Annotated in this window: 13 protein-coding genes; 5 read left to right on the top strand and 8 right to left on the bottom strand. The window is 56.4% G+C overall.

Going from position 1 to position 14,045, the window contains the following annotated elements; genetic code table 11:
• The first annotated feature begins 7 nt into the window (after positions 1 to 7).
• Complete coding sequence (locus BM079_RS00565; RefSeq protein ID WP_090129786.1) at positions 8 to 1,252, top strand: dicarboxylate/amino acid:cation symporter; 1,245 nt, start codon at positions 8 to 10, stop codon at positions 1,250 to 1,252.
• 29 nt (positions 1,253 to 1,281) lie between these two features.
• Here BM079_RS00565 and cls read toward each other — a convergent pair whose 3' ends face one another.
• From cls to uvrB, 3 genes are all read right to left on the bottom strand, one after another.
• On the bottom strand, positions 1,282 to 2,703 hold the full coding sequence (gene cls / locus BM079_RS00560; protein WP_090129784.1) for a cardiolipin synthase: 1,422 nt from the start codon (positions 2,701 to 2,703) through the stop codon (positions 1,282 to 1,284).
• A 91-nt stretch (positions 2,704 to 2,794) separates the two neighbouring features.
• Positions 2,795 to 3,622, bottom strand: coding sequence for an endonuclease VIII (gene nei, locus BM079_RS00555; protein ID WP_090129782.1), 828 nt, complete (start codon positions 3,620 to 3,622; stop codon positions 2,795 to 2,797).
• A gap of 82 nt (positions 3,623 to 3,704) precedes the next feature.
• Complete coding sequence (gene uvrB / locus BM079_RS00550; protein WP_090129779.1) at positions 3,705 to 5,735, bottom strand: excinuclease ABC subunit UvrB; 2,031 nt, start codon at positions 5,733 to 5,735, stop codon at positions 3,705 to 3,707.
• A 482-nt stretch (positions 5,736 to 6,217) separates the two neighbouring features.
• Here uvrB and BM079_RS16530 point away from each other — a divergent pair, with 482 nt between their 5' ends.
• Positions 6,218 to 7,222, top strand: coding sequence for a hypothetical protein (locus BM079_RS16530; RefSeq protein ID WP_139215228.1), 1,005 nt, complete (start codon positions 6,218 to 6,220; stop codon positions 7,220 to 7,222).
• The gene (locus tag BM079_RS00545) at positions 7,197 to 7,550 is read left to right on the top strand and encodes a hypothetical protein (RefSeq protein ID WP_090129776.1); all 354 of its coding nucleotides are present in this window, start codon (positions 7,197 to 7,199) and stop codon (positions 7,548 to 7,550) included. The genes BM079_RS16530 and BM079_RS00545 overlap by 26 nt, the downstream gene beginning before the upstream one ends.
• Before the next feature lie 354 nt (positions 7,551 to 7,904).
• On the opposite strand, the gene BM079_RS00540 is transcribed toward BM079_RS00545, so the two are convergent.
• Entirely contained in the window at positions 7,905 to 8,318 is a 414-nt protein-coding gene (locus BM079_RS00540; protein ID WP_090129773.1) for an OsmC family protein, read from the bottom strand.
• 86 nt (positions 8,319 to 8,404) lie between these two features.
• The gene (locus BM079_RS00535; protein ID WP_086622880.1) at positions 8,405 to 8,596 is read right to left on the bottom strand and encodes a heavy-metal-associated domain-containing protein; all 192 of its coding nucleotides are present in this window, start codon (positions 8,594 to 8,596) and stop codon (positions 8,405 to 8,407) included.
• 151 nt (positions 8,597 to 8,747) lie between these two features.
• On the opposite strand from BM079_RS00535, the gene ygfZ reads away from it, so the two are divergent.
• A complete protein-coding gene (gene ygfZ, locus BM079_RS00530; RefSeq protein ID WP_175489546.1) occupies positions 8,748 to 9,788 on the top strand; it encodes a CAF17-like 4Fe-4S cluster assembly/insertion protein YgfZ in 1,041 nt (346 codons plus the stop codon).
• Positions 9,789 to 9,869: 81 nt separating this feature from the next.
• Here the strand turns inward: ygfZ and mscL are convergent, their stop codons facing one another.
• The 3 genes from mscL to BM079_RS00515 all read right to left on the bottom strand — a co-directional run bounded on the left by mscL (position 9,870) and on the right by BM079_RS00515 (position 12,534).
• Entirely contained in the window at positions 9,870 to 10,373 is a 504-nt protein-coding gene (mscL, locus tag BM079_RS00525) for a large conductance mechanosensitive channel protein MscL (protein ID WP_090129769.1), read from the bottom strand.
• A gap of 154 nt (positions 10,374 to 10,527) precedes the next feature.
• On the bottom strand, positions 10,528 to 12,114 hold the full coding sequence (locus BM079_RS00520; RefSeq protein ID WP_090129767.1) for a peptide chain release factor 3: 1,587 nt from the start codon (positions 12,112 to 12,114) through the stop codon (positions 10,528 to 10,530).
• Between the two features lie 189 nt (positions 12,115 to 12,303).
• Positions 12,304 to 12,534, bottom strand: a complete 231-nt coding sequence (locus tag BM079_RS00515; RefSeq protein WP_139215227.1) for a hypothetical protein — start codon at positions 12,532 to 12,534, stop codon at positions 12,304 to 12,306.
• A gap of 209 nt (positions 12,535 to 12,743) precedes the next feature.
• On the opposite strand from BM079_RS00515, the gene BM079_RS00510 reads away from it, so the two are divergent.
• Positions 12,744 to 14,042, top strand: coding sequence for an ATP-binding protein (locus BM079_RS00510; protein WP_090129764.1), 1,299 nt, complete (start codon positions 12,744 to 12,746; stop codon positions 14,040 to 14,042).
• Positions 14,043 to 14,045: the final 3 nt, after the last annotated feature.

Genomic DNA, 14,045 nt, shown 5'->3' with positions numbered 1-14,045 from the left:
CAGTCTCATGTCCCGAAACACAAGCGCACGCAGTGGCATTCCGCTGTGGCAGAAAATTATGGCAGGTCTGGTACTGGGCGTCATTGCCGGCTGGCTGCTTGGTGAGCACGCCCGCTGGCTCTCACCCATTGGTGAGCTTTTTATCAATGCCATCAAGATGCTGATCGTACCGCTGGTCTTTACTTCCCTGATCAGCGGCATCGTCTCGATGGGGGACCCGGGCAAGATGGGCAGAATCGGCGGCAAGGCCGTAGCGCTTTATCTGCTCACGACCGCCTTTGCGATCTCGCTGGGCCTGCTGGCGGCGACCATCTTCCAGCCCGGTACCGGCGTCGAGATGCAGATGGACAACAGCGTCTCACCGGGAGAAGCCCCTACCCTGACCGAGATCCTCGTCGGCCTAGTACCGACCAATCCAATCAGCGCCATGGTGGAAGGCAATATTCTGCAGATCATCGTCTTCGCCATTGCCCTGGGCATTTCGCTGGTGTTGATCGGCGAGCGCGGCCAGCCCGCCATTCGGGTTATCAACTCTGTCGCCGAAGCCCTTTACAAGCTGACCTCGCTGATCATGGCCTGTGCCCCGGTCGGCGTCTTTGCCCTGATTGCCGTGGTCGCCGGCCAGTACGGTCTTTCCGTACTGATTCCGCTGATCAAGGTCATCGGCGTTGTCTATCTCGCCTGCATTATGCATGTGCTGGTGGTCTACAGCGGCCTGCTGTCACTTTTGGCACGGCTCAATCCGATGCGCTATCTGACCGGCAGTCTGGATGCCATTGTGGTGGCCTTCTCTTCGGCCTCCAGCGCTGGAACGCTACCCGTTTCCATTCGCTGCGCGCGTGAAAAGCTCGGCATCTCTCAGGGCGTGGCGGGCTTTGTGCTGCCGGTCGGCGCCACCATCAACATGGATGGTACTGCCCTCTACATGGGTGTGGTTGCCCTGTTTGTGGCGCAGCTGACCGGTACGGACCTGAGCATGGTGGATTACGCCATGATCGTTCTGACCGGCACCCTCGCCTCGATCGGCACGGCAGGGGTGCCCGGCGCCGGACTGATCATGCTGTCGATCGTGTTCGCCCAGACCAATCTGCCGCTGGAGGCATTGGGCCTGATCGCCGGTATTGACCGGATTCTGGACATGGCAAGAACAGCCGTGAACGTTTCGGGTGATATCATGGTCACGACCCTGATCGGCAAGAGCGAGCGTGAAATCGATCTGGAAACCTACAACGCCGGACCGTCCCGCACCTGACCCGGCCTCTTCGCCTGTGGCATCACCGATCACTGTATCGGTGATGCCAGATAGGCCGCCCGCGCCGCCAGCTTGTGCCACAGCGGTCGCCTGGTAATCTCCTCGAGTGTCACCTGCCGGCAGCTGGCAAAGTCCTTTTCCAGCATCTGCGCCACGTCGGCCGCGAACCCCTGATCTGCCACGTAGGCCGTCACCTCGAAATTGAGCCGAAACGAGCGGTTGTCCAGATTGACGGTACCGACGGCACTGGTGTGATCATCGATCAGGAAAGTCTTCTGATGCAGAAAACCGGGTTGATAACGGTATATTTTAACACCGGCGCGAATCATTTCGCCCAGAAACGAAAAAGCCGATAAAAACACCAGCAGGTGATCGGGACGCTCCGGCATCATGACGCGCACGTCGACACCGCGCAGGGCCGCCAGCTTGAGAGAGTCCTGCACGCCCTGGTCCGGTACAAAGTAGGGGCTGGTCACCCAGAAGCGCTCATTGGCCTGGTTGATGGCGTGCTGAATCAAGAGACTTGCCGTCTCCAGAGGGTCCGAAGGGCCGGAAGGCACGATCACGACATGCTGTTGTGCCTCTCCCGGTGCCCGGCGCGGATGCCAGGCCAGCGACAGGATATCACCGGTTGCCCAGTGCCAGTCCTCCCAGAAGGACTCCTGTAGCCCCAGCACGGCCGGACCGATCAACTTCAGGTGGGTATCCCGCCAGTGGCCGTGCTTTTTGCTCTCGCCACGATACTCGACGCCCACGTTGAGACCGCCCACCCAGCCCTGCCGGCCATCAACCACCATGATCTTGCGATGATTGCGGAAGTTGACCTGAAAACGATGCCGCCAGCCCTTCGAGGAACCGAAAGGACTTACGGCAACTCCCGCCGTACGCAGCTCCTCAAAGTAACGATCCGGCATCGCGTGCGTGCCGATTTCGTCGTAGAGGAAAAAGACGTGTACGCCGCGCGCGGCGCAATCGATCAGTCGCCTCTTGAGCGCCTGCCCCAGAGCGTCGTTCCGCACGATGAAAAACTGGATCAGGACGTAATCCTCGGCCTGTTCGATGCCCTCGAACAGACTTTCGAAGGTGTCGTGACCGTTGATGAGCAGCTGACAGTGGTTATCACCGGTCATCGGCAGCATGGCCAGCCTTTCCACCGCGCGAAGACGGGCATCCTCGGGATGGGCAAAGGCCGGCTCGACCAGCGTTCGAAACCGATCAAGCACGCGCCTCAGTGACGTATCGCGCTGTTCACGCGCCGAGACATAGCCATAAAAGCGAGGCCGCCCCAGAAACCAGTAGGCCGGGATGGCCAGATACGGAAAGGTGACCAGCGAAATCATCCAGGCGATGGCCCCCTGGGACGTGCGACTCGACATCAATGCCATGAGCCCCGAAAGCGCGCCCAGCAGATGCAGACAGATAATGAACAGACCGCCCAGCAAGGCTGTCATTGAGGGGACCCACCCTTGTCATTGAAGCAGTGGGGAGAGCATAACCCACTACGACACATGAATCATTTCCCCGGATGGCCTGATGTCTGCATCAGGATCTGTCGGCCTGACAGTGCGGGCAGAAATAGAGCCGGCGTGAGGACACCATGATTTTTTCAATCGGCGTGGCACAGGCATGACAGGGCTCGGCAGCGCGATTGAACACCGCATGACGCCAGCGTTCTCTGGGCTTACCGGCCTCGATCATGGGGTCACGCCATGCCTTGAGATTGGTCACGCCAGCATGACGCCAGGCACGCGCCGTCACCTCCAGGACCTGCTCGGCCAGACAGCGACACTGCGAAGCGTCGAGATCCATGGGCCGATAGCGCTCGTGCAGGCCGGCAAAAAACAGAATTTCCGAGCGCAGATAGTTGCCGATACCGGCATAAAAATGCTGATCCAGCAGCAGCGCCCCCAATCGACGCCGCATGAAGCGCGCGTCCTGAAGACGGGCCACGACATCATCAATGCTGACATCATGGGTAAGCAGATCGGGACCCAGCCTTGATAGAAACGGGTGCTGATCAAGCTCTTCGCGGCGCCAGAGTGAAATATCGGAGGCACTCATCAGCCACGCCGAATGCGTCGCAGTGCTCAGGCGAAGACGAGGCGAGCGTTTGCCGGCAGGCTCACTGCCGCGGCGCATGATCCGCCAGACGCCATAAAGCTGATTGTGCGAGTAGATGACATGGTCATCTTCAAAGCAGGTCAAAAGCGCCTTGCCCCAGCTATCGACGCTTGTGACCTTCTGCCCCCTCAAGCGTGCCTCGAACGGCTTGAGCCGATCAAAGGCGAACCAGACATCCTCGATGGTGCGCCCCGCCAGCACCTTGCCGAGTCGATCGGCAACACGTCTTATTTCGGGTCCTTCCGGCATGTTCTGACGTCCATTGTCCTGTTAATCACCAATGCTCAACGACACAATGTCCCGTGCCTTCCCTGACACGGGACATTGAACGTCATTTCAGCTCGATCAGGCGCGCGTTGAGCGTCTGCATCTGATCGCGCAGCGACGCGGCGGTCTCGAACTCAAGGTTCTGAGCGGCTTCATGCATGCGATCCTCGAGCTTCTTGATCTCACGGTTGACATCATCAAGGCTCATTCGGCCGATCGCTTCAGGCGTGTACTGACCTTCCGACTCGGCTACCTGCCGTTCGTCCTTGCGCTTGCCGCGACGAGTTCCGGGGGCCTGCGCCGCCTCCATGATGTCCGCGACGTTCTTGGTGATGGTGCGCGGCGTAATGCCATGCTGCTCATTGAAGGCAAGCTGCTTCTCGCGTCGGCGTCCGGTCTCGTCCATGGCCCGCTGCATCGAGCCGGTGATGCGATCCCCGTAGAGAATGGCCTTGCCGTGAGCGTTACGAGCCGCACGCCCGATGGTCTGGATCAGGGAACGCTCGGCACGCAGGAAGCCTTCCTTGTCAGCGTCCAGAATGGCCACCAGCGACACTTCCGGAATGTCCAGCCCCTCGCGCAGCAGGTTGATCCCTACCAGCACATCGAACTTGCCCAGACGCAGGTCACGAATGATCTCGACACGCTCGACGGTATCAATGTCGGAGTGCAGATAGCGCACCCGGATCTCGTGCTCGCTGAGATAGTCGGTCAGGTCCTCCGCCATGCGCTTGGTCAGGGTCGTGACCAGCACCCGTTCGCCCACTTCCACGCGGGCCTTCACCTCGGAGAGCAGATCATCCACCTGAGTGCTGGCAGGACGCACCTCGATCTCGGGGTCGACAAGTCCGGTCGGACGCACCACCTGCTCGACCACCTGACCAGCGTGCGCTTCTTCGTAGGGCCCGGGCGTTGCCGAGACGAAAACGGTTTGCGGCAGGATGAGTTCCCACTCCTCGAACTTCATCGGGCGGTTATCCAGCGCCGAGGGCAAACGGAAACCGTATTCGACCAGCGTTTCCTTGCGCGAACGATCCCCCTTGTACATACCGCCTACCTGCGGAACGCTGACGTGAGACTCATCGATAAACACCAGCGCATCGTCGGGCAGGTAATCGAAAAAGGTCGGCGGCGCCTGCCCTGGATCACGACCGGAGAGATAGCGGGAGTAGTTCTCGATCCCGTTGCAGTAGCCCAGTTCCAGCATCATCTCGATATCGTAGAGCGTGCGTTGCTCAAGGCGCTGCGCCTCGACCAGACGGTCATGATCGCGCAGATACTTGAGCCGCTCCGCCAGCTCTTCCTTGATTGATTCGATCGCTCCGAGAATCGTCTCTCGCGGCGTGACATAGTGCGTCTTGGGGTAGATCGTCATGCGCGGCACCTTGCCGCGCACTTCTCCGGTCAACGGATCAAACAGGCTGATGGTGTCGATCTCGTCATCAAAAAGCTCCACGCGCACCGCTTCATCATCAGCATCGGCCGGGAAGATATCGATCACATCGCCCCGCACGCGATAGGTACCGCGCCGAAAGTCCGTGTCGTTGCGGGTGTACTGAAGCTCCGCCAGCCGACGCAGGAAATCGCGCTGGTTGATGAGCTCACCGCGATTGAAATGCAGACGCATCTTCAGATACTGATCCGGATCACCCAGACCGTAGATGGCCGAGACCGACACCACGATCAGGGCGTCACGACGCTCCAGCAGCGCCTTGGTCGCCGACAGGCGCATCTGCTCGATATGATCGTTGACCGAGGCGTCCTTCTCGATGAAGGTATCCGACGAAGGCACGTAGGCCTCGGGCTGATAGTAATCGTAATAGGAGACAAAGTACTCGACGGCGTTGTCGGGAAAAAACGACTTGAACTCGCCATAGAGCTGCGCCGCCAGTGTCTTGTTGGGTGCCATGACGATGGTCGGGCGCTGCAGACGCTCGACCACATTGGCCATGGTGAAGGTTTTGCCGGAGCCCGTGACCCCCAGCAGGGTCTGATGCGCCAGCCCGGCATCCAGTCCCTTGATCAGCCCATCGATGGCCGCCGGCTGATCGCCTGCCGGCTTGTAGTCGGAGGCAATGCGAAACTCACGATTCATGCGCACTCCGTGCAGGTAACATGTAAAGAAATAATGAATAAACTTAAGCGGTTGATGCGTATGAAAAAAGCCCCGACGCAGGGCTTTTAAGCGTTCCACTCTATGCCAGAATCTCACCTGTTCGTGACTGGCTGCTGTGGCGTCTCATGTGTGCCCATAATTTAGACCACGCTGCCTTTTGTGTCCTCTTCTGCCCTTCACTATTCGAACGTTTAGAACTCTCACACGATTACTGTACATTTAAACAGTATCCCGCAAAAAGTGAAAACGTTAGATTTTACTTAATTATTGAAGGTGGCCTGAATTATTGCCGATAACATAGGTAACAGGTCGCCGGGGGACTTCCTGACGCACTCGAATGGTGTGAATACACTTCCCCACCCTTTCAGCCCGGCTACGTTCCCTTCGTGCCGGGTTTTTTCATTGTCTACTTGATGTTGCGACTCAGGCATGAGGAAATGCTAAAAAATAGAGAGGTGAAAATGAGTCTTACAGCTTTTTTTATTGGTATTTTTGCATGTTCCCTAGTCTCTTTCGCAATGGGATGCCAATCATATTTGCTAGCTAAAAAGCTGAGAAAGAAAACTAACAAAGCATCTTCGATAGTTTTTAACTTTTTTAAAAAAACGGCATTTAAGCCGTCCAATATTATAACAAAAGAAAGAGCATTTGGCTTAATTATTGTTAGTGCCTTCGCTTTTGCGATAGTAACTTCAGCCTTTTACGTAATTTCAAATAACTTCACTTTTGGCGAAATGCTGAACCCACTTACCGACATTGAAAAGTGGTCTACTTTTGGAACTTTGCTCTCGGGACTATTCACCCTTGTCACTGCTTTTTCAGTAATAGGAACACTACTATATCTTAAAAAACAAGACAAAGCGTTCAAACAAAATCTTGCTGCACAGGAAAAAATAAACAAGCAACAGGCAAGAACTTTAAATTTTGAATTCTTTATGCATCACAAGAAAATGTTCTTCGAAATGCTTGAAAATTTTGAAAACTCAAGAAACAAAACCTTTGTGTTAAAAGATAAAGAAAAGCTATATAAAATGGCTTTCCCTAAAAACACGTTTGATCATATAGAAACTGATATCGATTTACAAAATACCGAACTGAAAGAAAAACCAAATCTAGGCTATCTAATTGAAAAAAGAAAAAAATGGATACCGGAAAGCGAACTTGAACCAATAGAGTTTGATGTGAATTACTATATAAGATTACACTCACTATTAGGCTGCGAACCTAAAAGTACGCTTAAAACTGGAGATGTAATATTTCACGGAAGGAATACAGGTATAAATGCTTACGACCTAAGTAAATCAGAACATTTATTCTCTTCGATTATAAATCAAATTCTTTCATTTGGCAGATGCGAGACCACATCAATTATAACCAAACTTTTCAATATTAACTCTGCGCGGGTTTCAATAATCCAGCTACACGAAAACACTAAAAGGGATGTTATATATACACAGAGAACTTGACAGCTTTAAGTTTTTTGAAAAAGTCTACTTACAATTATCAGGCGCAAATGATCATTATAAGCAAAAGTTCAGGACAAGCTATTACATCTCTGATAAAGCCATTAATAGCCAAGAATATAGAGAATTTGAGCTAAACACTATTGAGAAGCACATAGATAAATTTGAAGCTATTTACAGTGATTTTGATGCTGAAACAGAAGAATCCTATAAGGAATTTGAACAGGAAATGCTAGGCACTTTAGAAGAATATAAAGAATATTTTAACGAATATAAACGTACAAAATTAGCCTTATCAAGAATAAAGGCAAGCTCGGGCAAAGGAATATAGCGTTGAAATTCCCATATTACACTCAGTCGTATTGTTACTAACTAAATTAAATAATAATTTAAAAGAAATTAACTCTTAAGGGAAAAATTGTACATATCCGAGGCGCTTCAGATAGCGATGAGGTTGAAATACTCCGGAACCACCACGCACGCGCTGGCCGATGGACGGGTTATCGCCGATAAGCGTAGTCGATGGTCAGGATGGTGGAGCAGCGGAAAGCGTCACGAAGGACGTTTTACACCTACATGAAGACAGGCACAGGGGATTGCAAGCCATGCTGCCCGGGGAGGGCAGCATGGCGTTTGATGGCGTCCTGTCACAGGATCGTGTCGATCCGTGTCGCAAAAGCGCTGATCAGGCACCACCCAGATGGGCGCGCGTCTCGATATCGATCTGCCCGGAGGTCATCAGCTTCTGGATCGGACACTGCTCGGAGGCTTCCAGGAGACGGTCACGGGCCTGGGCGCTCAGATCACCGATCAGACCGATATCGACCTGTAGCCGATAATGCCCATCCCGCTCGTTGCTGCTGTCGCGGGTTACGCGAACGCTGACGCCATCGAGCGGCATCTCCTTTCTACGGGCGTACATCAAAACGGTCATTGCCTTGCAGGTCGCCAGCGAGATATCGAAGTAATCATGCGGGTCCGGCGCACTCTCCTCACCGCCGGCACTGGCCGGGGCGTCGGCATAAAGCGCGTCGTGATCGTTGAAGACAATGCGTTGACGCAGCGTCCCTTCACGTTCTGTTTCAACAAGAATGCTCATCGTTTTTCACTCTCCCGGACCATTTTCATTCCCCCGGCCATGAGGGAGGTCAGATATCGTTGATTCAGCGTGACGAATCAAACGTGTCAGCGTTTTGACGAATATCCCAGTCTTTCGATGACCTCGACCACGCGCCCGGGCTGCACGCGCCCTTCCACCTCGAGCCATTCACGGGCGACCTGAACGGTATCCACGCCATCAAGCTCCATCAGCGCCGTGGTCAGCCGATTGACATCATCGGAATCCTTCAGGCCACTGAGGGTAAATGTTAACGCCATGACGTCCTTCTCTCCTGATAGTGATGCAGTGCTTGCACTTGCTGGTAAAGTGATGTTCCTGCCCGGCTATGCACCGTTATATGACAACGCAGTGCAGGCAGGTCAACCCTGCGTCATTGGCACCGTTTGCGCAAATTTTTCTGGAGTCACCATGAGCCACCCGCACCGACAGACCTTTCTGCAGCACCTGTCAGATGAGCAGTCGTTGCCTTCGCAGACCGACATCAATCCTGATCTTCAAAACCAGACGGCCCTTGTTCCGCTGGATGACCGGGTCGTTCTGGAGGTCCGCGGTCCGGACAGCGACCGATTCCTGCAGGGGCAGGCAAGCGCCTCGACCGCGCACGCCACCTCGACCATCGCCCCGCCAGCGGTCTTTTGCACGCCCAAGGGGCGAGTGATCGCCAACGTTCAGATCATTCGAGTAACGTCGGAGTGTTTCTGGATGCTGCTGGATCGCAGCATCGCCGAAGCACTGCATCAGCATCTGAGTAAATACGCCGCGTTCTACAAGGCCGAACTGACCCTGCGCGATGATCTCGGCATTGCCGGTCTGGTCGGACCACAGGTCGGCAAGGTGCTTGACCCTGCCCTTGCAGCGCTGCCACAGGCGATGTGGGGCGTGCGCGTCAGCAGTGATGAGGCGCTGGCCGTGACCCGCCATCCTCACGACACCATGCGCCTGATGGTGATCGCGCCGCACGAAAGACTCGCTACGATCTGCCAGGCAGCATCTTCTGACCTTGTCCTGGCACCCTCCGCCCTGTGGAAACGGCTGGACATTGAAGCCGGTCTTCTATGGCTTGACGAGCAACAGCGCGAGAAGTGGCTGCCGCAGATGTTCAATTGGGAAGCGCTGGCCGGCATCAGCTTCAAGAAGGGCTGCTATACCGGTCAGGAAGTCGTGGCCAGAGCACACTATCGGGGTCAGGTCAAAAAGCGCCTGATGCGATTCACCATCTCCGGCAACGAGGCAGTAACACCCGGCACGGACGTGGTTGATACCGACCGTGACAAGGCGCTGGGAGAAGTGGTCAGCAGTGCGCCGGCTGCGGACGACCATGTCGAGCTTTTGGCCATTGTGACCACTAAAGATGACATACCGTCACTGAGCGTCAACGGCCAGCCGGCGCATCTGATGCCACTGCCCTATGCACTGGAACGACTCGATCCGGAAACCCTGACCGACTGAACCACTCCATGCGGGCAAACAAATGCGCCGGGTCATGACCCGGCGCAACACGTTGCATTGTTACCAGTCCGCCAGCAGCCATCATGTCGTGGAGGCAGTATCCTTCGGGCTGTCCAGCACGGACGTGCAGCTCGGGCAGCGGGTGGCCTGTACCGAGATGGGCGTAATGCAGAAAGGGCAGTTGCGAACGGTAGGCGCTGCTGCCGGTGCGTCCTCTTCCTTGCGCGTGCCCAGTTCGCGAATACGGTGGATATTGCGAATCAGCAGAAAGCAGACCATGGCGACAAGCGTGAACGAAATCATGGCATTGAGAAAAATGCCGTAATTGATGGTCACTGCCCCCGCTGCCTGCGCATCTGCCAGCGTATTGTAGGGCCCTGCCGTCTGCGCCCCGTCCTTGAGCACCACGAACAGATTGGTGAAATTGATGCCGCCGGTGATCAGTCCCAGTACCGGCGTAAAGACATCCTTGACCAGGCTGTTGACGATGGCGGTAAAGGCCGATCCGATAATGATCCCCACCGCCAGATCCACGACGTTGCCCTTGACGGCAAAATCCCGAAACTCTCTGAAAAACCTTGGCATACCACTCTCTCCCGGGCCTGAATACCATTGGGGATGGTCGAGCAGGCGACCACCGCAGCGCTGTTGAAAAGCCTTACCGCTTACCAGCCTTACTATAGCGAACCATCAGGCCCCGAGAGTCCAGGAGGCCTGCTGCCTCCGGCTCCCTTACTGATCAGTGCTCGCGCGTGGCGTCAAAGGAGAGATCGGGCCAGCGCTCTTCCATCAGCTGCAGATTGACCCGGGTTGGCGCCAGATAGGTCAGATGCCCACCGCCATCGATGGCAAGATTGGTACTGACCTTGTTGCGCAGCTCGTCGAGCTTGCGTTCATCACCGTGAATCCAGCGCGCGGTCTGTACGTTGACCGGCTCATAGATGCAGTCCACCTTGTATTCATCCTTGAGACGGTGGGCCACCACATCAAACTGCAGCAGGCCGACCGCGCCCACGATCAGATCGTTGTTGTCCAGCGGCATGAAGACCTGCGTTGCGCCTTCTTCGGAGAGCTGCTGAAGCCCTTTCTGGAGCTGTTTGGTCTTGAGCGGGTCCTTCAGACGTACGCGGCGAAAGAGCTCGGGGGCAAAATGCGGGATGCCGGTAAAGCGCATCTGCTCGCCGCTGGAGAAGGTATCGCCGATCTGGATAGTGCCGTGGTTGTGCAACCCGATGATATCGCCCGGCCAGGCTTCCTCGACATGGGCGCGGTCAGCGGCCATGAAGGTCAGGGCATCGGCAATCTTGACGTCCTTTTTGATGCGCACATGGTGGATTTTCATGTTGCGCTCATACTTGCCCGAGCAGACGCGCAGAAAGGCGATCCGGTCACGGTGACGCGGGTCCATGTTGGCCTGTATCTTGAAGACAAAGCCCGTAAAACTGCCGTCCTCGGACGCGACTTCCCGCACGTTGGTCTCACGCGGACGAGGCGACGGGGCATACTCGACGAAGCCATCGAGCATTTCACGCACGCCGAAGTTGCCCATGGCCGTGCCGAAAAACACCGGTGTCAGCTCGCCGCGGCGATAGGCGTCCAGGTCAAACTCGTGCGAGGCCCCCTGTACCAGCTCAATCTCATCGCGCAGCTCGGCGGCCTGCGCGGCGCCCAGAGCCTCATCCACCTCGGGATTGTTCAGCCCCTCGATCCGGACATCTTCCGGAATACGGTTGCCCTGCCCCTGACGATAGAGATGCACCGTGTCATTGATCAGGTGATAGACCCCACGGAAATGGCGACCCATACCGATCGGCCAGGTCACCGGCGCGCACGCGATATTGAGCACGGTCTCGATTTCGTCCATCACCTCGATCGGATCGCGCGTGTCACGGTCCATCTTGTTGATGAAGGTCAGTATCGGCGTGGTGCGCAGCCGGCAGACTTCCATCAGCTTGATGGTACGGTCCTCGACACCCTTGGAGCCATCTACCACCATCAGCGCCGAGTCCACCGCGGTCAGCGTGCGATAGGTGTCCTCGGAGAAATCCTCGTGGCCCGGCGTGTCGAGCAGATTGACGATGCGCCCCTTGTAGGGGAACTGCATGACCGAGGTGGTAACGGAGATGCCACGCTCCTGCTCCATTTTCATCCAGTCCGAGGTAGTGCTGCGGTCCTGGCGCTTGCTCTTGACAGCACCGGCTACCTGAATGGCGTTGCCAAACAGCAGCAGTTTTTCGGTAATGGTGGTCTTGCCCGCATCAGGGTGGGAAATGATCGCGAAGGTTCGGCGAAGGCTGGCTTCCTGGGCGATCCGGGTATCGGTCATGGGTGCTTCAGTAGTCATTATGTACACAGTCGGGCGTGAACGGATTTGCGCGTATTCTACAGGCACTCCCGAGTGCGGGAATAGAAGACCCGATGGATCGGCCACAACCTCGGTCAAACGGGCCGCAGAAAGCCGACCCCGCGGGATCGGCTGTCGAGTAAACAAAGCGTTCGTGCCCCGATATCAATATCAGGACTGATAGGGGGGTGTCTGTTCCGGCGGTACTTCAGGCGGAGGCTGGGACGGCGGCGGATCCTGCAATGGCGGTTCTTCCAGCGGTGGCTCCTCTACCGGCGGCTCCTGCGGCCGTGGTGGCTCTTCGGGCGGCGAATGCGGCTCCGGATCCGGTGGCTGGACCGGCGGTTCGCTCATGACCATCGGGGGGATACGACAGGCATCAACACGGGATTGCATCATCATGATCATCTCCTCCTTCGAGGCGCAGGGCCGAGCGGGCATGTCAGGATCGTTCCGGGTGCCCGCCCGGCTCTTCTCACGTTAGGCGCGATCGTACCGCAGCGCCAGTGTTTGAATAACCGCCACACGCCTGACCGATTCTTTACTCCACGCCCCCATGGTGATTGCGATATCATGGACACATACGGCTACATTCTTCGCTCTGGACGCTCATGACGCAGCCGCTACTGCTGACCACTCCGGCTCGTAACCTGGTACGACTGACCATCGCCCGCGGTATTACCTGGACCTGCTTTCTGGTCGTGATCCTCTTTGGCATCGAGGTCATGAACTTCAAGCTCCGGATCGTACCGATCATCGCCATTATCGTTGCCATGGGACTTTTCAACGTGGCAACCTGGTGGCGGCTCGGTCAGACGCGTCAGGTCACCGATATCGAGTATCTGATTCATCTGCTTATCGATGTGACGGGCCTGACACTGATCTTTTATTACACCGGCGGCGCGACCAACCCGGCCATTACCTATTATCTGATTCCCGTGGCCATGGCGGCGGCGACCCAGCCATGGCGCCATGCCTGCATTACGGCGGCCTCGGCCTTTCTGGCCTACTCGATGCTCATGGTCTTTTTCGAGCCGGTGCCGGAACTTCGCCATACGATCGGCGACAGCCTTCTGACGCTCAATGTTCTGGGCATGTGGCTCAATTTTGCCCTGTGCGCCGGGCTCATCACCTTCGTGATCTTTCGCATGGCCGATACCCTGCGCCAACGCGATCGCATGCTGTCCCACACGCGCGAAGCTGCCCTGCGCAACGAGCAGATTCTGGCCGTGGCCAGTCAGGCAGCCGGTACCGCGCATGAGCTGGGAACACCGCTGTCCACCATGATCATGCTGATCGAGGAGATGAAATCCGAGCCCGTCACCGACACGCAGCGCGCCGATCTTGATCTGTTGCGCAGCCAGGTCGATACCTGCAAGCGTCACCTGCGCGAGCTAGTGGCCAGCGCCGAACGCCGCCAGAGCGACCCGCCCGCCCGCGTCAATGCCGCCGACTGGCTCGAAACGCTGATTCAGCGCTGGCTGGTGATGCGCCCCGATGTCACTCATACGATCGACATCGAGCATCGCGCGATACCGCTGATGGCCGACCCGACACTGGATCAGGCCATCATGAACCTGCTCAACAACGCCGCCGATGCCAATCCGCAGGATATCGCCATATCCCTGAGTGAAAGTTCCTTCAAGGAAGACACGCGCCGGATCGTCATTTCGATTGTCGATCATGGCCCGGGCATTTCGATGGAAATTGCCCGTCGCATGGGAGAAGGCTTTATCTCCGGCCAGTCCAGAGGACTGGGCATCGGGCTGTTTCTGACTCACTCGACGCTGGACCGTTTCGGTGGCAGCGTCAGTCTCTACAACCAGACCGAAGGGGGCACGCTGACCGAGGTCAGGCTGCCGCATCCGGACGCCAATCCGGCCGTGCCCGCTTCCATGTCACAGGAATGAACG

The organism is Kushneria avicenniae, assembly GCF_900112585.1.
Taxonomy (GTDB): Bacteria; Pseudomonadota; Gammaproteobacteria; order Pseudomonadales; family Halomonadaceae; genus Kushneria; species Kushneria avicenniae.
Note: the sequence above shows the minus strand (reverse complement) of the source record. Positions and strands in the feature narration are given on the sequence as shown.

Excerpts from the sequence above, each read along its gene's own strand:
- BM079_RS00510 (WP_090129764.1), top strand. The coding sequence starts at position 12,744 with ATGACGCAGCCGCTACTGCTGACCACTCCGGCTCGTAACCTGGTACGA.
- BM079_RS00535 (WP_086622880.1), bottom strand. The coding sequence starts at position 8,596 with ATGGCGTTAACATTTACCCTCAGTGGCCTGAAGGATTCCGATGATGTC.
- BM079_RS16530 (WP_139215228.1), top strand. The coding sequence starts at position 6,218 with ATGAGTCTTACAGCTTTTTTTATTGGTATTTTTGCATGTTCCCTAGTC.
- BM079_RS00515 (WP_139215227.1), bottom strand. The coding sequence starts at position 12,534 with ATGATGATGCAATCCCGTGTTGATGCCTGTCGTATCCCCCCGATGGTC.
- mscL (WP_090129769.1), bottom strand. The coding sequence starts at position 10,373 with ATGCCAAGGTTTTTCAGAGAGTTTCGGGATTTTGCCGTCAAGGGCAAC.
- BM079_RS00565 (WP_090129786.1), top strand. The coding sequence starts at position 8 with ATGTCCCGAAACACAAGCGCACGCAGTGGCATTCCGCTGTGGCAGAAA.
- BM079_RS00545 (WP_090129776.1), top strand. The coding sequence starts at position 7,197 with ATGTTATATATACACAGAGAACTTGACAGCTTTAAGTTTTTTGAAAAA.
- cls (WP_090129784.1), bottom strand. The coding sequence starts at position 2,703 with ATGACAGCCTTGCTGGGCGGTCTGTTCATTATCTGTCTGCATCTGCTG.
- nei (WP_090129782.1), bottom strand. The coding sequence starts at position 3,622 with ATGCCGGAAGGACCCGAAATAAGACGTGTTGCCGATCGACTCGGCAAG.
- BM079_RS00540 (WP_090129773.1), bottom strand. The coding sequence starts at position 8,318 with ATGAGCATTCTTGTTGAAACAGAACGTGAAGGGACGCTGCGTCAACGC.
- uvrB (WP_090129779.1), bottom strand. The coding sequence starts at position 5,735 with ATGAATCGTGAGTTTCGCATTGCCTCCGACTACAAGCCGGCAGGCGAT.
- ygfZ (WP_175489546.1), top strand. The coding sequence starts at position 8,748 with ATGAGCCACCCGCACCGACAGACCTTTCTGCAGCACCTGTCAGATGAG.
- BM079_RS00520 (WP_090129767.1), bottom strand. The coding sequence starts at position 12,114 with ATGACCGATACCCGGATCGCCCAGGAAGCCAGCCTTCGCCGAACCTTC.